This window comes from Croceibacterium sp. TMG7-5b_MA50 (genome assembly GCF_039830145.1).
GTDB lineage: Bacteria > Pseudomonadota > Alphaproteobacteria > Sphingomonadales > Sphingomonadaceae > Croceibacterium.
In genome coordinates this window covers 2,400,072-2,422,764 of sequence record NZ_CP156082.1, presented here as the reverse complement: position 1 = coordinate 2,422,764, position 22,693 = coordinate 2,400,072, and the positions used below count along the sequence as shown (strand labels likewise).

Sequence of the window (22,693 nt, the reverse complement as noted above, 5' to 3'; positions counted from 1 at the left end):
GGTCGCATTCCCTATCATGAAACCCATGCTGATGAAGTCCGGTGAAGAGCCCGCCACCCTGATCTACGGCCCGAACGGGTTCCGCATGGTCCGTCCTGGCCGCTTCGTGCGCTGTGCGGTCAGCGGGGAAGCCGTCTCGCTAGAGGAGCTGCGTTACTGGAGCGTGGACCGGCAGGAAGCCTATGCCAGCGCCGGCATCGCCACGCGGCGGCTGGCGGGCGATTCCTGATCCTGACGCGGCCGTTCCCCCGCCTGCTGGTCGCCACCGCGCCGCTGCTGGCGCCTGCCTGCGTACCTGCGGCACCTGCCCCGGCCCCTGTCCCCCCGCCCGTGGTTGTCACGGACCCGCCGGTGGTTGGTGGCGACGTCGGCGGGCTAACGGTTCCGCCGGGGCCCACCACCTTCACCTACGCAGGTGAGCTGACCCAAGGCGGCTGGCTGCGCGGTATGGCGCCCGCGGGCACCCTGGGCGCCTGGCTGGACGATGTGCCGCTGGTGCTGGATCTCGAACGGGGCTTCTTCGCCGCGCTGGACCGCGATGCCCCGGCACAGGCGCGGCTGCGCGCCCGGCTGGTGGATGGTCGCATCGTCGAACAGGTGCTGCAGATCGCGCCGCGCGCCTGGGATATACAGCATGTGGACGCCTCCCCCACGGGCGGGGTGCCCTCTGCCAGCTACATGGAACGCCGCAGGCCGGAACTGGACGCCATCATCGCTGCGCGGGCGCAGGACACGCGCGCGACCGGCTGGCAGCAGGACTTCATCTGGCCGGTCGCTGGGCGCATCTCCGGCCGGTTCGGATCGCAGCGGGTCTATCGCGGCGAGCCGGGCAGCTACCATTCGGGGCTCGACATCGCGCCCGGCGCGGGCACGCCTTACGTGGCGCCCGCCGATGGCACGGTGGTGCTGGTCGCGGATCGCCCGTTCAGCCTGGAAGGCAACCTGCTGATCATCGACCATGGCGCTGGCCTCAACAGCGCGTTCCTTCATTCGCAGTCGATCACCGTCAGCGAAGGGCAGCGGGTCCGCCAGGGCGAAGTGCTGGGTCGCGTGGGCGCGACCGGCCGGGCGACCGGGCCGCATTTGCACTGGAGCCTGATGTGGCGGGGCCGGCGGCTCGATCCGCTGCTGTTCCTGCCGCCGCCGCCGGGCTGAGATGCGTGCGCGCCGGCGCCGGTGGCTGCGCCTCGTCCCACTGGCGCTGCTATGCCTGTTGCTGGCACCCGGCACGTGGTGGCGCACGCCGGACCTGCCGCCGGGCGTGCCCGCGACGCTGAGCATCACGCCGCTCAAGCTTGCCCAACCAGATGATTGGCCCGCCGCGCTGCGCCTGGTCGGCGGGTGGGTGCTGCGCAGCGATCATGCGCGGTTCGGCGGCTATTCGGCTCTGGTGCCGCTACCGGGTGGGCGGTTGCAGGCGTGGAGCGACCGGGGCGATTACCTGCTGTTCCGCCGCCCTGATCATGGCCGCGGGCGTGCGTTGCTCGGGACATTGCAGCGGGACGCGGACGCCCGATACTGGTCCGACGATCTGGAGGCTGCCACCCGCGATCCCGTCACCAACAGGCAATGGCTGACAATCGAAAGCACCAATGCGATCCGCCGGCTGGATTCCCATGGACGCCCCGCCGGCGGCTCACGCCCGCGGGCCATGCGTGACTGGCCCACCAACAAGGGGGGCGAGGCGATGGTGCGTCTGCCTGACGGACGCTTCATCGTGCTGGGCGAAGGGGTGAATGATGGCAGCCCGCCGATCAGCCCCGGCGTGCTGTTCGCGGGCGATCCGGTGGACGGCGCATCCGCCATCCGCTTCGGCTTCCCACGGCAGGGCCGGCTTCACCCCACCGACATGGCGCTGTTGCCGGACGGGCGCGCGCTGATCCTGCAGCGGCAGATCGAGCCCGGCCTGCCGCCGTTCGGGGCGATGCTGGCGATCGCCGACCCGGCGGCGATCCGTGCGAACAAGCCGTGGCCATGGCAGACTCTGGCCCAGCTCGCCCCGCCGCTGCCGCGCGAGAACTACGAAGGGCTGGCGGTGACCCCCGCGCCGGACGGCGGCGTGCATCTGTGGATCATCTCCGACGACAACCAGTCAGGCGTGCAGCGCACGCTGCTGTGGCAGCTGCACCTGGTGATCTGACGGGCGCTCTAGCCAGCGATCCCCAGATGGCCCGGCCCGAATGCCTCAGGCAGCAGGACGGACAATCTGAGGTCGCGCCGCTCCCCCCCGCCGGCGCAGGCGATCGCCGGATCGGCCCCGTCCAGGCTGGCGAGTTCGTGCAGTACCTGCCGGCAACGGCCACAGGGCACCGGGACGGCCCGTTCCGCCGCCACCGCAACCGCCACCAGCCCGCCACGCCGCCCATCGCCAAAGGCGCGCGCCACGGCCACCGTCTCCGCACACAGCGACAGGCCGTAGCTGGCATTTTCCACATTGGTCCCCGTCACCACCGCGCCATCGGCGAACAGCAGCGCCGCGCCCACGCGGAACTGTGAATAGGGGGCGTAGGCCTCGCTCAGCGCGGCCTGTGCCGCGGCCAGCAGATCGTCTTGCGTCATGCGCGGCCGCTTACGGCTGCGCCACTACCCAGCGCAAGGGCGCGTCGCTCGCCTCGCTGCGATAGGCGGCATTGGCCGTCCACAATGTCCACGGCTGGTCCGGTTGCCACCAATCGCTCGTCACCCACAGCTTGCGTCCCAGATCCGCCGCCTGGGGGTGCTGCGCGGCGAAGGCCGGGTCGATCGCCAGCAGCGCCCGGCTGCCGGTATGATGTTCGATCTGGTTGAGGAAGGTGGTCAGCTCCCCTTCCAGCCCGGTTGCGGCCAATGGGTCGGCGCAGCCCTCCGCCGTCTTCACCAGCGCCACGGCGGGGGGCAGCATCGCAGGGAGGCGCGGCACCGTGGTGACGAAGCTGGCCGCCTGCATGTCCGCCGGTACGCACGGGTCATAGCGGTGGATGGCACCAATCCGCAGGCCCGCTGCCTGCCCCAAAGCGAGGTTGCGGGCGAACAGTGGATCGCGCGCGCCCGCGCCACGGCTCGCCTCCAGATAGGCGAAGCGGGCACCGGTCGCGGCCAGCACGCGCATGTCAACCGCGCCGTCGGCGGCGCCCAGCACCACGCCCTGCACCGGAAAGGCGGCCGCGTCGGGCGCCCAGTGCGCCGCCTGCCACCACCCCCAGGCGGTGACCGGCAGGCTGGCGAGCACGACGCCCAGCGCCACGCGCCAGCGCCGTGCCTGCCACCATGTCCGTTGCCGTCCCATGTGTCCTGCCTTGCGCGCCGATCCGTGAAGAAGCGGTAAGCTCAGCCCCGGATGTGCAGCACGCAGATCAGCGTGAACAGGCGGCGCGCGGTGGCGAAATCGGTATCCACCTTGCCTTCCAGCGCCTCTTGCAACTGGCGGGTCGCACGGTCGTGGATCGCGCGACGGGCCATGTCGATCGTCTCGATCTCCTGCGCGGAAGGATTGCGGATCGCCTTGTAGTAGCTGTCGACGATGGCGAAATATTCGCGGATGTCGCGGCGGAAGCGGGCAAGGCCCAGGCCGATCGCGCCGGCATCCGCCCCCTCGGCATCGCTGATCCACAGGTCCAGCCGGCCATCGGCGACCGACAGGCGCAGCGACCATGGCCCCTGGTGGCCGCGTTCGACCGCGCGCAGCGGCACGAACTGGTTCTCCGCCACGAGGTCGGTCATCGCCGCCACCCGTTCCCGCTCCACATCCTCGCTGCGCCACAGGATCGTGGCCTCGTCCAGTTCGACATGGGCGATGCGGTCGGCGGTGGTGGCGGGATCGTGCATGATGAGCCGCAGCCTTTCGCAAATCGGCGCCCGATGCGCAATGAAACGCGCCGCATCGCGGCGGTGGCGCGTGCTGGGGACTGCAGACTATCCACAGGCTGTCCACACTCGGCCAACAGCGCGTCCCCAGCCGGTGCCATTGCCGCGGTGCATTGCAGCGGGCACAATCGGGCGACCATGGCCACCCTTCCCGACATCCTCCGCCACCCTGCCGCCGCCAGCGAATCGACCGGTCCGCAGCCACGCGCACTGCCTGCCAACCTGGATGCGGAAGCCGCGTTTCTCGGCGCGGTGATGATCGACAACCGGGTGCTGGAGGAGCTGGCGGTGCCACTGCGGGCCGACCACTTCTTCGAGCCCTTGCACGGCCGTATCTTCGACCGGATCAACCTGCAGATCGACAAGCAGATGGTCGTGACGCCGGTTACGCTGAAGCCGTTCTTCGAGGCGGACCCGGCGATGGCGGAGCTGGGCGGCACGTCCTACCTCGCGCGCCTGACTGCCGATGGGCAGGGCCTGCTGGCGCCGCGCGAACTGGCGCAGCAGATCTACGACCTCGCGTTGCTGCGCGAACTGGTCAGCGTGGGGCGCGAACTGGTGGAGGGCGCGCTCGACACGTCCGAGGCGGTCGAGCCGATGCTGCAGATCGAATCGGCGGAGGCGGCCCTGTTCAAGGTGGCCGAGGGTGCGACCGGCCAGAACGAGGCGGAAAGCTTCCGCGGCGCCACGGGCAAGGCGCTGTCCATGATCGAGATGGCGATCAATTCCGGCGGTCATGTCAGCGGCAAGACCACCGGCCTCACCTCCATCAACGAAAAGGTCGGCGGGCTGCACGATTCCGACCTCATCATCCTGGCCGGCCGTCCCGGCATGGGGAAGAGCTCGCTCGCCACCAACATCGCCTTCAACTGCGCGGACCGGTGGCTGCGCGACAAGCGCGACGGGATCGAGAAGTCGGTCGGCGCCCCGGTCGCGCTGTTCAGCCTCGAAATGTCGAGCGACCAGCTGGCGACCCGTATCCTGGCCGAACAGGCGGGCATCAGTTCCGAAGCGCTGCGCATGGGCAAGATCAGCCGTGACGATTTCCAGCAGCTCAGTTACGCCAGCCAGCGGTTGGCCGAACTGCCGCTGTATATCGACGACACGCCCGCGCTGTCCGTCGCCGCCTTGCGCACCCGCGCACGGCGGCTGAAGCGGCGGCACGATATCGGCCTGATCGTGCTCGACTACCTGCAGCTGATGCAAGGCAGCCAACGCAGCCAAGACAACCGCGTGAACGAGATCTCCGAGATCAGCCGCGGCCTGAAGACGCTGGCCAAGGAATTGCAGGTGCCGGTGATCGCCTTGTCGCAGCTGAGCCGCGCGGTGGAGCAGCGCGAGGACAAGCGCCCGATGCTGTCCGACCTGCGCGAATCCGGGTCGATCGAGCAGGACGCCGACATGGTGTGGTTCATCTTCCGCGAGGATTACTATGTCGCATCGCGCGAGCCCAAGATGCCGGTCGGCGACGGCGACATGAAGGGGCACGAGGCGCACGCCGCCTGGCAGGCGGAGATGGAGCGGGTCTATGGTCTGGCGGAGCTGATCGTCGCCAAGCAGCGACACGGCGCGACGGGCAAGGTGCGCCTGCGGTTCGAGCCCAAGATCACCCGCTTCTCCGACCTGGCGGAGGGTGAATATGCCGGGGGCGGCGGCTACGATTGACGGCAGGGCCGGTTAGCGGCGAGAGGGACGGCATGACCCTGTCCCAACGTCTTGCCGCCACGGCCGCCCTCATCGCCCTGCCCCTGCTGCCCGCACCTGCCACTGCGCAGAACACTGCCGAACCCGCCATTTCGGCGGAGCGGTTGTCGGCCGATGTGCGTACGTTGGCGTCCGACCCGTTCGGCGGCCGCGCGCCCGGCACCCCCGGAGAAGCGCGCACGGTGGAATGGCTCGTCGCCGAACTCGGGCGCATCGGGCTGGAGCCGGGCGGTAAGGACGGCCAGTGGACGCAGCCCGTCCCGCTGGTGCGCACGCAGCTCGGCACCGGGCACGTCAGCGCCAGGATCGACGGCGAGACCATGCCGTTGGCTCTGGGGCAGGACATCTACATGAGCACGCTGCGCCCCGTGCCTGCGATCGAAGTCGACAATGCGCCGATGGTGTTCGTCGGCCACGGCGTCACCGCGCCGGAGCGGGAGTGGGACGACTTCAAAGACGCCGACCTGACGGGCAAGGTGGCCGTGTTTCTGGTCAACGACCCCGATTTCCATGCCGACCCCGGCGACCCGGCCGATGGCCGTTTCGGTGGGCGGGCGATGACCTATTACGGCCGCTGGACCTACAAGTTCGAGGAGGCCGCCCGACGTGGCGCGATCGCCGCGCTGATCGTGCACGAGACGCCCGGCGCCGGCTATGGCTGGGCCACCGTTACCGCGCCCGGCGGGGAGAACTTCGATGTCGCCGGGGCCGAGAACCGGCTGGCACTGCAGGGCTGGCTAAGCGGCGAGGCCGCGACCCGGCTGTTCGCTGCGGGCGGGCATGACCTCGCCGCGCTCAGCACTGCGGCCCGGCTGCCGGATTTCCGCCCCGTCGATCTCGGCACCACGTTCAGCGCGGCCCTGCCGGTGGAGCATGAGCTGTTGATGAGCGCCAATGTGCTGGCCAAGCTGCCCGGGACCACGCGCCCGGACGAGGTCGTCCTGTATGGCGCGCACTGGGACGCCTATGGCGAGGGCGAGCCGGGCGCACAGGGCCGCACCATCCGCCCGGGCGCCAATGACGATGCGCTGGGTGTCGCCGGGCTCCTGGAAATCGCGCGCGCGTTCAAGGCCGGCCCCGCGCCTGAGCGCACGATCGCCTTCGGCTTCTGGACGGCGGAGGAGCGCGGCCTCCTGGGATCGGAAACCTATGCCAAGGACCCGGCCTGGCCCGCGGCGCAGACGGTCGCGAACATCACGCTCGACATCCTCAACACCGGAGGTCCGGCAAAGGACGTGCTGCTGGTGGGCCAGGGGCAGAGCACGATGGAGGACCTGCTGGGCGCGGCGGCGGATGCGCAGGGGCGCACCGTCACGCCGGAGATGCTGCCCGAACGCGGCCTGTTCTACCGCGCGGATCACTTTTCGCTGGCGAAGCGCGGGGTGCCGACGCTGTTGTTCATGGCCATCAGCGGCGAGCCCGATCTGGTCGCCGGCGGGCGGGAGGCGGGGCAGGCGTGGCTGGAAGGCTACATGGCCTGCTACCACCAGACCTGTGACGCCTGGACGCCGCAGCTGGACTTCACCGGCGCGGCAGAGGATACGCAGCTCGCCTACGAGGTTGGGCGGGACATCGCGGACGGCACCGCTTGGCCCGTATGGAAGGAAGGGTCGGAGTTCCGGCAAATCCGCGAGGAGAGCCGCGCCGGGCAGTAGGGTCTACGGCCCGCAGGTCCAGGTTCCGGCGAACACCCGCTCCGCCCCGTCGGCACGCTGTGCCAGCAGCTCGGCCTGGCGGGGAGGCGATTCGCCGCCGCCGCGGGCGGGCTCGCCTACATTGCGCACCGACAGGGTCATGCCCTTGGTACCGAAACGGCCGCCATCCAGCATGGCGTCGAACCCGCCATCCTCCAGCGCCAGACCCTGTTCGACGTAATCGCCGATCTTGATCGCGAAGCTGGCGCGCCCGTCATCGTCGCCCACATCGCCGCGTGCCAGCAGCAAGGGCGGCTCCCCGGCCTGGGTGGCGAAGGCGCAGGCCAGCTCGCCGGCAAGGGTGACGCCCTCCAGCTCGGCACCGGTCAGGGGCGTCAGGGCGAGGGTGGAGCCATCGCCACCGACCGTGCGGGATTCGGCCGTCGCCGACTGGGGGGCCGGCGTCATCACGGGCGTGGCGGTCGGCACCGCCGGGGTGACGGCAGTATTCTCCTCCGATGGCAAAGACTGGTCGTCCGGCGCGCCACAGGCGGCGAGGGCGGCTGTTGCGAGGAGGGCGAGGAGCGGGTGCCTGCGACGGATCATGCCGTCCAAAACCCGCGATCGGCCGACTGGTGCCCCGCGCAAACCTTGACTCCGGGCGGTCCGTCGCATAGGTGGCGCCCTTTCCGCACAAGCTGTTCTGACAAGGAGTGCCCTGATGGCGCGCGTCACGGTCGAAGATTGCGTCGACAAGATCCCCAACCGCTTCGATCTGGTGCTGCTGGCGGCCCAGCGTGCGCGCGAGATCTCCGGCGGGGCGGAACTGACCGTCGATCGCGACCGGGACAAGAACCCGGTCGTCGCCTTGCGCGAGATCGCGGAGGAGACCGTGCGGCCCAAGCACCTGCATGAAAGCGTCGTCCAGTCCCTGCAGCGCGTGCTGCCGGACGAGGAGGACGAGGCGGACGAGATCGGCTCGCTCAGCCAGTCGGCGGAAGCGATGCGGCTGTCGGCCGCTGCCCCGGCCCGGAACACCAGCGTGGGCGGCGATTACGACGGCTGATTTCCAGCCGCTTACCGGACAGCAACAGACAGGGTCGTACCATCGAGGTGCGGCCCTTTTTTTTGGGTCGCCGCGGGACAGGGAAGGGAAGCGATCATGGCCATGCCGATGCCTGCCGGACCGGGCTGTTGACGGGGAGCCGCGGCAGTGCTGGACGATACACACAGCACCACCATCGCCGCGTGCAGCACGGCACTTGCGGTGATCATGTGCATCGCCGTGCTGCTGTCGCTCCCGCGGCTCGGCGTCGGTAGCCAGCAGGGTTGGCAGGTTGCGCCATTCGCCCTGGCGGTGCCGTCAGGCGTCCTGTTGACCTGGCCCGACCTGCTGGCCGGCGGCTGGGGCTTGCAACTGGGCTGGTGCGGGCTGACGCTGGTTTATGGGGCCGCGTGGACCGCAGTGCGCGTCAGCCTGGGCCGCCCGCCGTTGCCCTGGGCCGTATTGCTGCCGTGCCTGGCCGTGCTCGGCTTTTCCCTGACACTCGGCTCAGAGGATGGCTGGCCGCAGGTCCGGATGCTGCCGCGCGTAATGCTGTTCGCGCTGTTCAACCTGCTATCCGCGCGCGAGTTCTGGCTGGCGGACAGCCGGACGCTGCCAGCAGCGGGCATCACGCTGCGCTGGATGTTCACCCTGTATGCGGCGGTCGATCTGGCGCGCACCCCGTTGGCGCTGATGCTGCCCGCGCCGTTCGGCCCGGCCCCGACGGAGGTCTGGTCCATCGCGGTCTTCAACTTCCTGCTGGTGCTGGAAGGATTGCTGCTGGGCCACTTCCTGGCCGCATTGGGGCGGGAACAGCAGGCGGACCGCAATCTGTCGCTCGCGATGGTCGATCCGTTGACCGGCGCCGGCAATCGCCGCGCATTGGAACAGGCGCTGACGATGACGGAGGGTCCATCGCGCCCGGGCAGGCAGCGGCACCTTGCCATCGCGGTGTTCGACATCGACCGTTTCAAGCAGGTGAATGACGATCACGGCCACCCGTTTGGCGATGTGGTGATTGCCGGTGCGGCCGAGGTTGCACGTGGACTGTTTGCCGAACGACAGGTCTTCCGCACTGGTGGCGAGGAGTTTGCCGTCCTGTTCCGCGCCGGCGACGCCGCCGATGCCGTGCGGCAGGCGGAGAGCCTGCGGCAGGCTTTCGCCGACCGCAGCCACCACCGCGACGGCATCGTCCGACGATGCACCATCAGCATCGGCGTGGCGCTGGACACATCGGGCCTTACGCCGCGCACTGCGCTGGCCGCTGCCGACGCTGCGTTGTACGCGGCGAAGCGGGGCGGCCGTAATTGCACCATCCTGGCGGATACGGATGCCTTGATGGGCGATGGTCCGTGGTCCGTGGGCCAGGGTAGCGGCGCTGGCGAACGCCCGGCATGGAATGCGTCCGGTATGTGACCGGTCCGGGTGGCGCTTGCCGGTGACAAGCTGCCTGGCACATGATCGGACGCGATGGCAGTGATCGCGCTCTATTCAGTAAAGGGCGGCGTGGGAAAGACCACGCTGGCGGCAAATCTCGCGTGGTGCGCGGCGACCACCTCCTGCCGCCGCACGCTGTTGTGGGACCTCGATCCGGCGGGCGGAGCCGGCTTCCTGCTGGACGCGGAACCGCCAGGCAGCGGCGCTGCCGCAGCGCGGGTGTTCGCTGATGGCGATGCGGAACGGCTGATCCGCCGCACGCCGTTCGATCGGCTGGACCTGCTGCCGGCGGACGAGAGCCTGCACGATCTCGACCCATTGTTCGCCAGCCTGGGCAAGCGCAAGCGGTTGGCCAAGCTCGCCGCCGCGCTGATGCAGCGCTACGACCGGATCATTCTCGATTGTCCGCCGGTCCTGGGCGAGCTGGCGGGACAGGTGCTGCGCGCCGCCGACCTGGTGGTGCTGCCGTTGCCGCCGTCGCCGCTATCGATGCGGGCGCAAGTCACGGTTGAGGCGGCGATACGGCAGCGGACCAAGAGCGGCGTCAGGCTGCTGCCGGTGCTGTCCATGCTGGACCGCCGCCGCGCGCTCCACCGCGACCTTGCGGCGGCGCAGCCGGACTGGCCGGTGATCCCGCTGGCGAGCGTGGTGGAACAGGGCGCGGTGGAGCAGCGGCCGGTCGGGGCGATGAGCCCGCAATCGCCGGCAGCGATCGCGTTGGGGCAGCTGTGGACCCGGATCGAACGGGAGCTGGCCGCCTGAGGCGCATGCGACCACCGACCCGGTAGCTGTCAGCGCGTCGGCATCTCGATCGTGGCGGTGGGCAGTCCTTCCGCACTCACCCGCACCACCATGGTGCCCGGCCCGGTCCCGCGCACCAGCCCGGTCACGATGCCGCCCCGTGGCTTGCGGGAAAGATCGGGGAAGGGCGTGTGGTCGCTTTCCGAGCCGTTGTCGGTGGCGATCACCTTGCCGGTACCCTCCGCCGCGAAGTGCAGCACCTGCTCCGCCCCGGGCACCGTCACGCCGTTCGCATCGACGATCCGCGCGCGGACATAGGTGAGATCATCGAAGGTGGAGCCGACGGCGGGACTGTCGGGCGACAGCTCGATCCGGGTCGCCGGGCCGGCGGTCCGCAAAGTGTCCGCCAACTCGCTGGCCCCGGCGTCGCGGCATACGGCGCGTACCTCACCCGGCTCCCACGTGACCGCCCAGCGGCGCGGGCTGGCATCTTCGTTGATCGGCAGCGTGCCGAGGCTCGCGCCGTTGAGGAACGCCTCGACCGACCGGCAATTGCTGTAGACCTCGATCGTTTCGGAATGCGGGGAGGTCTCGGCGGGCGTCCAGTCGTCGAACAGCGCAACCGGCGGCTGCGGGGTGGCGACGGCGATCATCGTCGGCAGCACCGGCTGGTTCGGCCCGCCCGCGCCATCGGTGGCGGGGCCGGCCGCATCGGGAATGGCGTTGCGCACCACATGGATCACCGGCTGCTGCGCCCACCAGCTCTGCCGTTCAAACCCGCGAATATGCGGCAGGCCGGTGCGGTCGAGCAGCCCGGTATAGCGGCTGATGAACGGCCAGCCGGCACGGTTCGTCTCCCCCAGATAGTCGATGCCGGTCCACAGGAACATGCCGGCATTAGCGGGGGTGTCGCGCACCGGGACCCAGTTCGTACGGTTGTGGCCGTTCTCCGTCCCCACGATCTTGCGGGTCGGGTCCTGCTTGTGCGCGGCGATCAGCTCGTTTTCGCGGTAGTTCTGGCCAACCACGTCCAGCATATCGGCAAAGCCGTTGGAGTAGTCGCCCGTCACATTGGGGCGGAACAGGCCCATGGTAACGGGGCGGGTCGGATCGGTGGCATGGGCCACGCCCAGGATGCTGGTCAGCGCCGCCTTGGCCTGCACCGGGTAGGCGGTGTCGTGGATCTCGTTCCCCGCACTCCAGATCACGATGCTGGGATGGTTGCGGTCGCGCCGGATCATGTCGGCGGTGTCGCGCTTGTGCCAGTCGCCGAAGAACTGGTGGTAGTCGTAGGGTGTCTTGGCGACGTTCCACTGGTCGAACAGCTCGTCCATCACCAGCAGGCCCAGCTCGTCCGTCAGGTCCAGGAACTCAGGGCTGGGCACGTTGTGCGCGGTGCGGATGGCATTGACGCCCAGCGCCTTTAGCGCGGTCAGCCGCTGGCGCCATACATCGCGCGGCACCGCCGCGCCAACCGCGCCGCCGTCATGGTGCAGCGCGACGCCCTTCAGCTTGATGTTCTCCCCATTCAGCCAGAAGCCGCTGTCGGCCCGAAACTCCGCCTGGCGGATGCCGAACCGCACGTCCTGCGCATCGCTGGCGCCGTCCGGTCCGAGCACGCGGATGGTCGCGGTATAGAGTGCGGGATCGTCCGTGTGCCAGCGGCGTGGACTGGCGATGGGCAGCTGTGCTGCGACCGACGCGGTGCGCCGCTCGTCCACTCGCTGCGCCGCAGTGGTGGTGCGTGCGACTTCCCGGCCGGCGGGATCCGTCAGTACGATCTCCATCCGCGCGTCCAGCGGTGCATCGGTGGTGTTCTCGACCTCCGTACTCACCGCGACCAGCGCCCGGTCCTGACCGATCTCCGGCGTATGGACGAAAGCGCCGCCCTGGGTGATGTGCAGCGCGCCCGTCTCGATCAGCCGCGCGTGGCGGTAGATGCCCGACCCGTTGTACCACCGCGACGAGGGCGCCATCGCCGTGTCGCTGCGCACGGCGATGGTGTTCGGGCCGTCAGCGCGCAGATAGCGGGTGATGTCGTAGCGCAGGCTGACATAGCCCTGCGGCCGGTAGCCGACGTGCTGCCCGTTCACCCATACGCCGCTCCGCTCCATGATCCCGTCGAACTCGACGAAGTAGCGGCGACCGGGCTGCGGCGTGATGCCGAGGTCGCGGCGGTACCAGCCGATGCCGGTCGGCAGGAAGCCGTTCTCCCCCGCGCCGCGCGCCGCTTGATCGAACGGGCCGGCGATCGCCCAGTCATGCGGCACGCTGACCTCCTGCCAGCCGCTCTCGTCGATGGTGGCACGCTCCGCCCCCTCCGGGTCGCCCTGCAGGAAGCGCCAGCCATCCGGCAGCGGCGTGACCGTGCGCTGTGCGGCAGCAGGCTGGTGCAGTGTACCGGCCAGCAGCACGGCCAGCAGGGGCAGGGTGGCTCTCAGCATGGCGGTTCCTCTCTCCCGCGTTTTCGCGCCATGGTGCAGCATGTGGGACGCCTGTTCAATCGCCAAGATGGTGTGTTTTGCGCAGGTGACGCGCGGTTGGCGCGCGATTACAGCACCGGCATGGTTGCCGCGCTCGCCCCGTTATATCCCTGGCTGAAGGCCGGGCACGTCATCTTCGTCATCTTCTGGATGGCGGGCCTGTTCATGTTGCCGCGGCTGTTCGTCTACCACCAGGAGGCTGCCGCCGGATCGGCGGAGGCTGCTGCTTGGGTGGAGCGGGAGCGTCGGCTGCTGCGGATCATCCTGCGCCCGGCGCTGGTCGCGGTGTGGGTGTTGGGGATTGCGCTGGCGCTGTCGATTGGCGCATTCGCCGATGGGTGGCTGCATGCCAAGCTGGTCTTCGTGCTGGGCCTGTCATGGTACCACGGCTACCTGGCCGCATATGCCAAGAAGCTGGCGAGGGGAGAACGGCCGCTGTCGGGCAAGGCGCTGCGGCTGCTGAACGAGGTGCCGGGCGTTGCCACAATCGTCATCGTGGTGCTGGTGATCGTCAAGCCGTTCTGATCCGATTGACCTGATCGCCCGCAAGGCATATCTGGCAACCACCCGGCTGGGGGCACCGCCCATGCGGCGCCCGGGTCGCTTTCCCCAAGCCCCATGACCCTGCCATTGATCGGCCTGCCGGCCTCCCGAATGGAAACTCACCCATGCATCTAAAAGAATTGAAGAAACGGACGCCGGCAGAACTGGTGTCCATGGCGGAGGATCTGGGCGTCGAGGGCGCCAGCACCATGCGCCGGCAGGACCTGATGTTCGCCATCCTGAAGGAAGTGGCGGAAGACGGCGAGGAGATCCTGGGAATCGGCACGATCGAGGTGCTGCAGGATGGCTTCGGCTTCCTGCGCTCGCCCGAGGCGAACTACCTCGCCGGTCCCGACGACATCTATGTGTCCCCGAACCAGGTCCGCAAGATGGGCCTGCGCACCGGCGACACGGTGGAAGGCGAGATCCGCGCGCCCAAGGATGGGGAGCGATACTTCGCGCTGACCAAGCTGCTGAAGGTCAATTACGACGACCCCGACGCCGTGCGCCACCGCACGAACTTCGACAATCTTACGCCGCTCTATCCCGAACAGCGGCTGGTGCTCGACACCGTGGACCCGACGGTCAAGGACAAGTCGGCCCGCGTGATCGACCTCATCAGCCCGCAGGGCAAGGGCCAGCGTGCGCTGATCGTCGCCCCGCCGCGCACCGGCAAGACGGTGCTGCTGCAGAACATCGCCAAGGCGATCACCGACAACCACCCCGAAGTGTTCCTGCTGGTCCTGCTGGTCGACGAACGGCCGGAGGAAGTCACCGACATGCAGCGTTCGGTGAAGGGTGAGGTGATCTCCTCCACCTTCGACGAACCCGCCTCCCGCCACGTGCAAGTCGCTGAAATGGTCATCGAAAAGGCGAAGCGCCTGGTCGAGCACAAGCGTGATGTCGTGATCCTGCTGGACTCGATCACCCGCCTCGGCCGCGCCTACAACACCGTGGTGCCGTCATCCGGCAAGGTGCTGACCGGCGGTGTCGATGCCAATGCGCTGCAGCGGCCCAAGCGCTTCTTCGGCGCGGCGCGAAATATCGAGGAGGGCGGCTCGCTTTCCATCATCGCCACCGCGCTGATCGATACCGGCAGCCGCATGGACGAGGTCATCTTCGAGGAGTTCAAGGGCACCGGTAACTCGGAAATCGTGCTCGACCGCAAGGTTGCGGACAAGCGCATCTTCCCGGCGCTGGATGTCGGCAAGTCCGGTACCCGCAAGGAAGAGCTGCTGGTGGACAAGGGCAATCTCAGCAAGATGTGGGTCCTGCGCCGCATTCTGATGCAGATGGGCACGATCGATTCCATGGAATTCCTGCTCGACAAGATGAAGGATTCCAAGTCCAACGCGGACTTCTTCGCCACGATGAACCAGTAAGTTACGGCTTGCGGGGGGCAGGCAATTGCTGTTTCCTGCCCCTCCGCCAAGCTGGAGTACGACGCCATGAAGATGACCATCGAGATCGATTGCTCGCCCGACGAGGCGCGCCGCTTCATGGGCCTGCCCGACGTGGAACGGGTGAATGGTGTGTACCTCGACGCGATGAGCAATGCGATGAAGGGCGTCACCAGCTTCGACCAGCTGGAAAGCTACGCCAAGCAGGTGGCGCCCATGGGGCAGTTCGGCCTGAACATCTTCAAGAGTTTCATCGAAGGCGCGCAGCAGGCGGCAGGCGGTGCCACGCTGCAGAAAGACAACAAGCAGCCGTAACGCCGCTGTTGCCGTAAGTGGATACGATCTTCGCCCTGTCGAGCGGGCCACCGCCCGCCGGCATCGGCGTCATGCGGATCAGCGGCCCGGGTGCCAGCGCCGCCTTGCAGGCGCTAGCGGGCAGCCTGCCTCCCCCCCGCCGCGCGACTTACCGGACCTTGCGCGATGCGAATGGTCAGCCGCTCGATCAGGCGCTGATCTTGTGGCTGCCCGGCCCAGAAACTGCCACGGGCGAGGATCTTGCCGAACTGCACTTGCACGGCGGACGGGCGATTATCGCCGCCGTCGAACGTGCGCTGGCGGCGTTGCCCGGCCTGCGGCGAGCAGCAGCAGGCGAGTTCACCCGCAGGGCCTTCAGCAACGGTCGGATCGATTTGGCGGAGGCCGAAGGCTTGGCCGATCTGCTTGCCGCAGAAACGGAATTGCAGCGGCAGGCGGCGCTGGCACTTGCAGGCGGTGCACTGTCGCGAAAGGTGGAAGGCTGGCGCTTCCGGCTCCTGCAGCTTGCCGCACAGTTGGAAGCGGTACTCGATTTCTCCGATGAGGATGATGTCGTGTTGCCGGCGGCTTTCGACTTAGAGCTCAGCGCTTTGGCAGGTGAAATACACGATGCACTATCGGCACCTTCGGCAGAGATGCTGCGCGAAGGTTTTCGTGTAGCCCTGGCTGGGCCACCCAATGTCGGGAAATCGACATTATTCAACGCGTTGGTGGGAGATGAAGCTGCCATCACCGCGCCGATTGCGGGAACTACCCGGGACGTCTTGACCAGACCGGTTGCAATCGGCGGAGTACCGTTCCTTCTGATCGACATGGCAGGATTGAGGACAGGCTCATCCGACCCGGTGGAGGTGATTGGCATCGCGAGGGCCGAAGCAGAGATCACCCGCGCCGATCTGGTGCTCTGGCTTGGTCCCTCAGGGGAGGGGCCGGTAAATGCGTGGGAGATCGACGCTCAAGCGGATCGCCCCCATGACTCGAAGCCAGCGCCGGCCTTATCGGTCTCGGCGGTCACCGGCGAAGGCATGACCGAACTGCGCGACCAACTGGTGGAACACGCGCTCACCTGCATGCCCAAACCTGGGCAAGCGGCATTAAATGCTCGCCAGCGCCGCCTGTTGGCAGGTTCCGCTTCGGCACTTGCCCAAGCTCTTCCGGAGCATGACGCTCTGATTCGGGCAGAGTTGCTGCGGGAGGCTCGGCTCGGCTTCGATCGTCTGGTTGGACGGAGTGGCACAGAGGATGTGCTCGACACGTTGTTCGGACGGTTCTGCATCGGGAAGTGAGTTCCACGTGGAACACTCCTGCCTTTTGACCGACTCTGAAGGACCGCGTAGAGGCAGTCATATGCACAGCTTCGACATTGTGGTGGTGGGCGGCGGCCATGCTGGCTGCGAGGCGGCGGCGGCTGCGGCACGGATGGGTGTGCGCGTGGCCTTGGTAACCTTCGATCTTGCTGCGGTCGGGGCAATGAGCTGCAACCCGGCGATTGGTGGCCTTGGTAAGGGACATCTCGTTCGTGAAGTGGATGCCTTCGATGGGTTGATCGGCCGGGCAGGCGATGCAGCTGCGATCCACTATCGCATGCTGAACCGGAGCAAGGGTAGTGCGGTCTGGGGACCGCGGATTCAAGCAGATCGCAAGCTGTTCCGGGCGGCGATCCAGGACATGCTCAGCCAATTGCCTAGCCTAACCCTTGTCGAAGGAGAGGCCGCTGCCTTGCGGCAAAACGGGGGAAGGGTGACCGGCATTACCCTTGCGGATGGCTCCGAACTGCAGGCGTCTGCAGTTTTATTGTGTACTGGCACGTTCCTGGGCGGGCGGCTGTTCCGCGGTGAAGAGCGTCTTTCCGGCGGGAGGATCGGGGAGGATGCCGCTACCCGGATGGCAGCGCAATTGCGCGAAGCGGCTTTGCCGATGTCACGGCTAAAAACTGGCACTCCTCCCCGCCTTGATGGGCGAACGATTAATTGGGCGCAATTGGATGTTCAGCCATCGGATCTGGAGGATTGGACGCTCTCACCGCTTAGCCGCACCCGCAAGAACCCACAGCTTGCCTGCGCGATCACCCGGACGACGGCTCGTAGCCATGATATCATCAGGGCAAACCTTCATCGCTCGCCCTTGTTCAGTGGTGCGATAGAGGCAAGTGGCCCACGTTATTGCCCGAGCATCGAAGACAAGATTCACCGGTTCGGCGATCGCGAGGGGCATCAGGTCTTCCTTGAACCTGAGGGTCTGGACACTCCAATCGTCTATCCCAACGGGATCAGCACGTCGCTTCCGGCCGATGTTCAGCAGACGATGTTGCGCAGCATGCCAGGGCTGGAGCAGGTGGAAATGGCAGTGCCCGGCTATGCGGTCGAGTATGACCACATCGATCCACGCGCGCTGTCCCCCCAGCTGGAGGTACGCGCCATGCTAGGCCTTTATTGTGCCGGTCAGATCAACGGCACCACCGGCTACGAGGAGGCCGCGGCGCAGGGACTGGTAGCGGGCCTCTCAGCTGCGGCCGCCTTGCTTGGACGCGACCCACCCGCCCTCGATCGTGGTAACAGCTACATCGCGGTCATGATTGACGATCTGGTGCTGAATGGCATCAGCGAACCATACCGTATGCTCACCTCTCGCGCCGAGTACCGGCTGCGATTACGCGCCAGCAACGCCTCAACCCGCTTGACCCCTGGTGCAATGGCACTCGGCTGCATCGGGCCAGAGCGTGCTGCCTGGTTCCTGAGGGCTGCCGACGAGCGTGGTCGTTGGGACGTGAACTTGGAGCGGCAGGTCACCGCAGGCGAGCTTGGACAATTCGGCGTCAAGGTTGATGCGGGTCGGATGAGTCTGCGCGAGTGGCTCCGTTTTCCGCAGCTTGGTCTGGTGGAGCTTTCTCCATGGCTTGATCCGACGCTTGACCGCCAATCCGATGTGGCGCTGGAGGTCGCTGAGGACGCGGTTTATGCGCCCTATCTGGAGCGGCAGGAAAGCGAATTGCGCGACCTGCGCAGCAGCCAGCATGTGCCGCTTGGAGCCGGGTTTCGGTACGCTTCCGTACCGGGCCTTTCGTCCGAAATGGTCGAGCGATTGCACGGCGCGCAGCCGGCGACTCTGGCACAAGCTGCGCAGATCCGCGGCATCACACCGGCAGCCTTGGCAGCGTTGCTGGTCCATGTCCGACGGTTGCAGGTGGCGGCATGATCGGGACCGAAGCCGAGGCGCGAGAATATTGCAGTCGATTTCTGAAGGCGAAGGATCTGGAGCGGCTTGATCGCTTCGCTGCGCTGTTGGTCAAAGAGAACGAGCTTCAGAATTTGGTATCTGCCAGCAGTCTCTCAGCAATCTGGCAAAGGCACTTCGCGGACAGCTTGCAACTGCTTAGCCACGCAGGCTCAGGGGGCGGTCAGTGGCTTGACCTCGGTACGGGCGCAGGCTTTCCCGGACTGGTGATCGCCTTGGCCCAGCCGGCGCGGCGAGTGGTGCTAGTTGAGTCGCGTCGCCGCCGTGTCGAATGGCTCATGCATGCGGCGACCGAACTAGACCTGCGCAATGTTACGGTGGAGGGTTCTATGCTGGAGAAGGTTGTGACTCAGCCCGCACTGGTGATCTCCGCGCGTGCCTTTGCGCCGCTTGGCCGATTGCTGTCACTCGCTGCCCGGTTTTCGTCGGATAACACCACGTGGCTCTTGCCCAAGGGTAGGTCTGCCGTCCAGGAATTGGCGGAGCAGCCAGCTTCCGTGCAGCAGATGTTCCATGTGGAACAATCCGTCACCGATCCAGAGGCAGGCATCCTGATTGGGCGAGGGGTTCCCGCAACATGATCACCATCGCAATAGCCAATCAGAAGGGTGGAGTCGGCAAGACAACCACAGCCATTAACCTGGCGACGGCCATGGCCGCGGTCGGTTGGCGTACGCTCTTGATCGACCTCGACCCGCAGGGCAACGCCTCAACCGGGCTCGGCATCGGTGCGGTTGCACGGGATTTTACCTCCTACGACCTGTTGCTGGGCGAGGCGGAGCTGCCCCGATGCACGCTCAACACCGACGTGCCGGACCTTATGCTGGTGCCAGGTACCGTCGACCTGAGCGGGGCTGAGGTGGAGCTTGTGAGCGGAGACAGGCGCACCCACCGCCTGCGGGACGCGCTGACCGATGCGCCTTACGACGTCTGCTTCATAGACTGCCCACCTTCGCTGGGTCTGCTGACTCTGAACGCGCTGGTGGCGGCCGATAGTCTGCTGGTGCCACTGCAATGCGAGTTTTTTGCGCTGGAAGGCCTCAGCCAACTGATGCAGACGGTGGAACAGGTGAAGACGCGGTTCAACCCGCCCTTGGTGATCGTCGGCATTGTCCTGACCATGTATGATCGTCGTAATCGGCTGACCGAGCAAGTGGCTGACGATGTACGCGAGACGCTCGGCGAACTGGTGTTCGAAGAGGTTATTCCACGCAACGTCCGCCTTTCGGAGGCGCCGAGCCATGGCCTGCCGGCGCTTATCTACGACCATCACTGCGCCGGATCGCGCGCTTACATGAACCTGGCGCGCGAGCTGATCGGGCGGATTGGGGCGAAGGAGACGGCATGAGCGGCAAAGTTGACGCAGCGCGTGTGCAGCGGCGCAAGCTGGGCAAGGGCCTTGGCGCGCTACTGGGAGAGGTCCGCGGTGAAGAGGCAGTAGCGGAGCAGGGAAGCGCACATGCGAGCAGCCGCGCAGGCCTAGCCAGCCTGCCGGTGGGTGCGATCGAACCGCATCCGGATCAGCCGCGTCGCCATTTCGATGAAGATGCGCTGGATGAGCTCGCCGCCTCGATTGCCGCACGTGGAGTGATCCAGCCGGTCATCGTGCGGCCAATGACGGACGGACGTTACCAGCTCGTCGCCGGTGAACGTCGCTGGCGCGCGGCGCAGCGCGCGCGCTTGCACGAGATTCCGGCCCTAGTGCGCGAGCTAGAAGAGCGCGACGTCATGGCATTGGCGCTGATCGAGAATATTCAGCGCGAGGACCTGAACCCGGTGGAGGAGGCACGCGCTTACCATCGGCTATCCGAACATGAGAGCATGACGCAGGCAGAAATCGCCCGTCTGGTCGAGAAATCGCGTAGTCATGTCGCCAATCTTCTGCGTCTGCTGAGCTTGCCTGCAGAGGTGCTGGACCATGTGGAGGCTGGTCGCCTCGACATGGGTCACGCCCGTGCGTTGGTAGCGCATGGGGAGGCAGTCAGCATCGCCAGCCGTGCCGTGGCTGAGGGACTTACGGTCCGCGATGTCGAGCGGTTGGCCCGCAAGCAGCCGGCCGAATTCAAGTCCGAGCCGCGCCCGAAGACCAAGGGGGCGGGGACGCTCGACCCCGACACTGAAGCTGTGCAAAGCAGCTTGGAGGAATTTCTCGGCTTGCCTGTTCGGATCGCGCCTGACGGTGACCCGCGATCGGGCACGATCAGCGTCAGTTACCGTACGCTGGATCAGCTCGACATGCTGTGTCAGCGTCTGTCAGGCGGCGAAATCTAAGGAACCTTCTTCGCACTGGAGGGTCAGCGCAGTCGCAGATCGTCCAGTTCAAAGGCTACGGTACTGCCGCCCGGCCGACTGGTGCTGATCTCCACCTCATGGATCGCGGCGCCGGTCCATGGCTCGCTGAAGAACCGGGGCGAGGTCTCCGCCATCAAGGCGGAAAAGGGGACGGTGATATCCTGCCATGCGGGACTGCCGGTAACCTCAGTACTCCAGCTGCCGCCCTCGCCGGACAGTCGCACCGTGTAGCTGCCTTCGCCCTTCAGCGAGAAGCTGAGGCCCTGATATTGCCGGAGGTCTGCCGGTCGTACCGATCCGCGCGTGAGCGGGAACGAGACGCCGGCAAAGGGCTCCTCCTCAATCGACATCTGCGCTGCCAAGGCCAGTGCATGGCCGGTGCCACGCGGCACGATCTGGACGATCTCAGTCGAGCGGCTGATGCCACCGTCGGTATCCTGCAGCCGCAAGGTGTCGAGCGCGGTGCGGCCGTCCGATCGCTCGAAATCATCGATCAGCGCGGGTATGCTTACGGCCGGCAGCGTGGTGGCGCTGTTCTCGGCAGGGAGGGGCGGAGCGCCCGGACCCACGACGAGGCGCCCGTCGATCATCACCGAGGTGATCTTACGCACGTCCGCGATGTCGTGCCATGGTGTGCCATCGATCAGTAAGATGTCGGCGCGCTGGCCAGGGGCAATGGTGCCCCGATCATCGGCCAACCCCATGACCTTGGCGCTGGCAGCGGTGCCGGCGATCAGCGCCTGCGGCGGCGTCAAGCCGGCGCGGACCAGCAATTCCATTTCGCGCAGCGTGGACACGCCGTGCGGCGTGCCCGGCATACCGGCATCGGTGCCCAGTGCGATCGGCACCCCGGCATCGAACATCATCTTAACGTTGGCAAGGCCAAGGTCGAACTTGGCGATACGCTGCCGGTCGACCGGATTAGCGGGATCGAGGTGCGTGCCGCCCTTGCCAGGCTCGTACACCGCCAAGGTCGGCGCCATGGCCATGCCGGACTGCACGATTGTCTGCAGCGTTGCCGGATCCATCTGGCGATCCTGCAGGCCATGGGCCAGCGAATCGATGCCCGCCCGGGCTGCCATCGCACCACGATCCACCGTCACCGTGTGGGTCAGCACCGGCATCCCGGCGCCATGTGCCGCCTCCGCCAGCGCGGCCATTGTTGCCTCGTCCATGCTGGTGTTGTCGGCCGACAGGCCATAGCGCCAGCCATCGGTAAAGGCTTTGATCAGGTCGGGCTGGTATGGCTCCAGCCGCGCGATGGCCGCCCGTGCAGCATCAGGCGTATTGATCCAGATGGTCGTCGCCTGGTCGGCCCAATCGGCGCCATGTCCACCGGGCGTGCTTATCCTGGCGGCGAAGTTCACATGCGGCGCCACAAGGCCCGCCAGCCATTCGCGGCGCGGGGCATAACTTTCCGGCTGCTGGTGGAAGTCGTTCACCGTGGTCACGCCCGACTGGACATAGTCGGTGGCGATCTGCGGGATCGTTCCGGGCTGCCCGCCGGGCGTCCAGTGCGTATGCACGTCGAAGAAGCCGGGCAGCAGCGCCTTGCCGGCAGCGTCGATCACCGTGGCACCCTGTGGAACGGTGACATCGTCACCGACGGCGACGATCCGGCCTTCCTGTATCAATACCGTGCCCGCATGTGGGTCGGCGCCCGTAGCATCGAAGATCGTTGCGCCGACGATGGCGGTCGTTTCTTCAGCGGCAGAGGCCGATTGGAACGCCATCGTCGCGCCAAGTGCTGCAGTTGAAAGCAGCCGAGCAGCGCGGACCAAATGCTTGTTCATTATCTTGCGACCCTCAGGGCCCGGTCGCAGCGCCCCTCGCGCCGCAATCTGCAGAGCAGACGTCCATCGTGATCAAGCGACGAAACAATGCTCCATTACCAAGGCTTCTGACGACATAACCTTACCCAACCTAATGCGTCAACAAAAGCGTGCTGCCTATCAGGGTGAAAGCAGTATTCCGGCTTGCCGATCAAGCTGAAGAGCTGCGAAGCTCGATTTTAAACCCCGA

22 protein-coding genes are annotated in these 22,693 nt (G+C 67.0%); 16 read left to right on the top strand and 6 right to left on the bottom strand.

Features of this window, described 5'->3' with window-relative positions; genetic code table 11:
• The first annotated feature begins 25 nt into the window (after positions 1-25).
• From V5740_RS11405 to V5740_RS11395, 3 genes are all read left to right on the top strand, one after another.
• Complete coding sequence (locus tag V5740_RS11405) at positions 26-229, top strand: DUF2093 domain-containing protein (RefSeq protein WP_347302598.1); 204 nt, start codon at positions 26-28, stop codon at positions 227-229.
• 101 nt (positions 230-330) lie between these two features.
• Positions 331-1,155, top strand: a complete 825-nt coding sequence (locus tag V5740_RS11400) for a M23 family metallopeptidase (RefSeq protein WP_347302597.1) — start codon at positions 331-333, stop codon at positions 1,153-1,155.
• A gap of 1 nt (position 1,156) precedes the next feature.
• The gene (locus V5740_RS11395) at positions 1,157-2,140 is read left to right on the top strand and encodes an esterase-like activity of phytase family protein (RefSeq protein ID WP_347302596.1); all 984 of its coding nucleotides are present in this window, start codon (positions 1,157-1,159) and stop codon (positions 2,138-2,140) included.
• 8 nt (positions 2,141-2,148) lie between these two features.
• On the opposite strand, the gene V5740_RS11390 is transcribed toward V5740_RS11395, so the two are convergent.
• From V5740_RS11390 to V5740_RS11380, 3 genes are read right to left on the bottom strand one after another with little or no spacing between them, the layout of a single operon-like run.
• Positions 2,149-2,559: a cytidine deaminase gene (locus V5740_RS11390; RefSeq protein WP_347302595.1), complete on the bottom strand. Its 411-nt coding sequence runs from the start codon at positions 2,557-2,559 to the stop codon at positions 2,149-2,151.
• A 10-nt stretch (positions 2,560-2,569) separates the two neighbouring features.
• Entirely contained in the window at positions 2,570-3,265 is a 696-nt protein-coding gene (locus V5740_RS11385; RefSeq protein ID WP_347302594.1) for a glycoside hydrolase family 25 protein, read from the bottom strand.
• A gap of 41 nt (positions 3,266-3,306) precedes the next feature.
• Entirely contained in the window at positions 3,307-3,804 is a 498-nt protein-coding gene (locus V5740_RS11380; RefSeq protein WP_347302593.1) for a UPF0262 family protein, read from the bottom strand.
• A 177-nt stretch (positions 3,805-3,981) separates the two neighbouring features.
• On the opposite strand from V5740_RS11380, the gene V5740_RS11375 reads away from it, so the two are divergent.
• Both V5740_RS11375 and V5740_RS11370 read left to right on the top strand, forming a co-directional pair.
• A complete protein-coding gene (locus V5740_RS11375; protein ID WP_347302592.1) occupies positions 3,982-5,508 on the top strand; it encodes a replicative DNA helicase in 1,527 nt (508 codons plus the stop codon).
• A gap of 32 nt (positions 5,509-5,540) precedes the next feature.
• A complete protein-coding gene (locus V5740_RS11370) occupies positions 5,541-7,202 on the top strand; it encodes a M20/M25/M40 family metallo-hydrolase (protein WP_347302591.1) in 1,662 nt (553 codons plus the stop codon).
• Positions 7,203-7,205: 3 nt separating this feature from the next.
• On the opposite strand, the gene V5740_RS11365 is transcribed toward V5740_RS11370, so the two are convergent.
• Entirely contained in the window at positions 7,206-7,787 is a 582-nt protein-coding gene (locus V5740_RS11365) for a hypothetical protein (RefSeq protein WP_347302590.1), read from the bottom strand.
• Positions 7,788-7,902: 115 nt separating this feature from the next.
• Between V5740_RS11365 and rpoZ the strand changes: the two genes are divergently transcribed.
• The 3 genes from rpoZ to V5740_RS11350 all read left to right on the top strand — a co-directional run bounded on the left by rpoZ (position 7,903) and on the right by V5740_RS11350 (position 10,425).
• On the top strand, positions 7,903-8,247 hold the full coding sequence (gene rpoZ / locus V5740_RS11360; RefSeq protein ID WP_347302589.1) for a DNA-directed RNA polymerase subunit omega: 345 nt from the start codon (positions 7,903-7,905) through the stop codon (positions 8,245-8,247).
• A 147-nt stretch (positions 8,248-8,394) separates the two neighbouring features.
• Positions 8,395-9,642 (top strand): GGDEF domain-containing protein, encoded by a 1,248-nt coding sequence (locus V5740_RS11355; RefSeq protein ID WP_347302588.1) that lies wholly within the window; start codon positions 8,395-8,397, stop codon positions 9,640-9,642.
• Positions 9,643-9,696: 54 nt separating this feature from the next.
• Positions 9,697-10,425: a ParA family protein gene (locus tag V5740_RS11350; protein WP_347302587.1), complete on the top strand. Its 729-nt coding sequence runs from the start codon at positions 9,697-9,699 to the stop codon at positions 10,423-10,425.
• 29 nt (positions 10,426-10,454) lie between these two features.
• Here V5740_RS11350 and V5740_RS11345 read toward each other — a convergent pair whose 3' ends face one another.
• On the bottom strand, positions 10,455-12,848 hold the full coding sequence (locus V5740_RS11345) for a glycoside hydrolase family 2 TIM barrel-domain containing protein (protein WP_347302586.1): 2,394 nt from the start codon (positions 12,846-12,848) through the stop codon (positions 10,455-10,457).
• A gap of 120 nt (positions 12,849-12,968) precedes the next feature.
• Between V5740_RS11345 and V5740_RS11340 the strand changes: the two genes are divergently transcribed.
• The 8 genes from V5740_RS11340 to V5740_RS11305 all read left to right on the top strand — a co-directional run bounded on the left by V5740_RS11340 (position 12,969) and on the right by V5740_RS11305 (position 20,650).
• Positions 12,969-13,412, top strand: a complete 444-nt coding sequence (locus tag V5740_RS11340; RefSeq protein WP_347304512.1) for a CopD family protein — start codon at positions 12,969-12,971, stop codon at positions 13,410-13,412.
• A 143-nt stretch (positions 13,413-13,555) separates the two neighbouring features.
• Positions 13,556-14,812, top strand: coding sequence for a transcription termination factor Rho (gene rho, locus V5740_RS11335; protein WP_347302585.1), 1,257 nt, complete (start codon positions 13,556-13,558; stop codon positions 14,810-14,812).
• A 66-nt stretch (positions 14,813-14,878) separates the two neighbouring features.
• The gene (locus tag V5740_RS11330) at positions 14,879-15,145 is read left to right on the top strand and encodes a DUF6489 family protein (RefSeq protein WP_347302584.1); all 267 of its coding nucleotides are present in this window, start codon (positions 14,879-14,881) and stop codon (positions 15,143-15,145) included.
• A gap of 17 nt (positions 15,146-15,162) precedes the next feature.
• Positions 15,163-16,431, top strand: a complete 1,269-nt coding sequence (mnmE, locus tag V5740_RS11325; RefSeq protein ID WP_347302583.1) for a tRNA uridine-5-carboxymethylaminomethyl(34) synthesis GTPase MnmE — start codon at positions 15,163-15,165, stop codon at positions 16,429-16,431.
• 61 nt (positions 16,432-16,492) lie between these two features.
• On the top strand, positions 16,493-18,340 hold the full coding sequence (mnmG, locus tag V5740_RS11320; RefSeq protein WP_347302582.1) for a tRNA uridine-5-carboxymethylaminomethyl(34) synthesis enzyme MnmG: 1,848 nt from the start codon (positions 16,493-16,495) through the stop codon (positions 18,338-18,340).
• Positions 18,337-18,960 (top strand): 16S rRNA (guanine(527)-N(7))-methyltransferase RsmG, encoded by a 624-nt coding sequence (rsmG, locus tag V5740_RS11315; RefSeq protein ID WP_347302581.1) that lies wholly within the window; start codon positions 18,337-18,339, stop codon positions 18,958-18,960. Before mnmG ends, rsmG begins: the two co-directional genes overlap by 4 nt.
• Positions 18,957-19,727: a ParA family protein gene (locus V5740_RS11310; protein ID WP_347302580.1), complete on the top strand. Its 771-nt coding sequence runs from the start codon at positions 18,957-18,959 to the stop codon at positions 19,725-19,727. Before rsmG ends, V5740_RS11310 begins: the two co-directional genes overlap by 4 nt.
• Positions 19,724-20,650, top strand: a complete 927-nt coding sequence (locus V5740_RS11305; protein WP_347302579.1) for a ParB/RepB/Spo0J family partition protein — start codon at positions 19,724-19,726, stop codon at positions 20,648-20,650. The genes V5740_RS11310 and V5740_RS11305 overlap by 4 nt, the downstream gene beginning before the upstream one ends.
• Positions 20,651-20,673: 23 nt before the next feature.
• On the opposite strand, the gene V5740_RS11300 is transcribed toward V5740_RS11305, so the two are convergent.
• Positions 20,674-22,404, bottom strand: a complete 1,731-nt coding sequence (locus V5740_RS11300) for an amidohydrolase family protein (RefSeq protein WP_347302578.1) — start codon at positions 22,402-22,404, stop codon at positions 20,674-20,676.
• Positions 22,405-22,693: the final 289 nt, after the last annotated feature.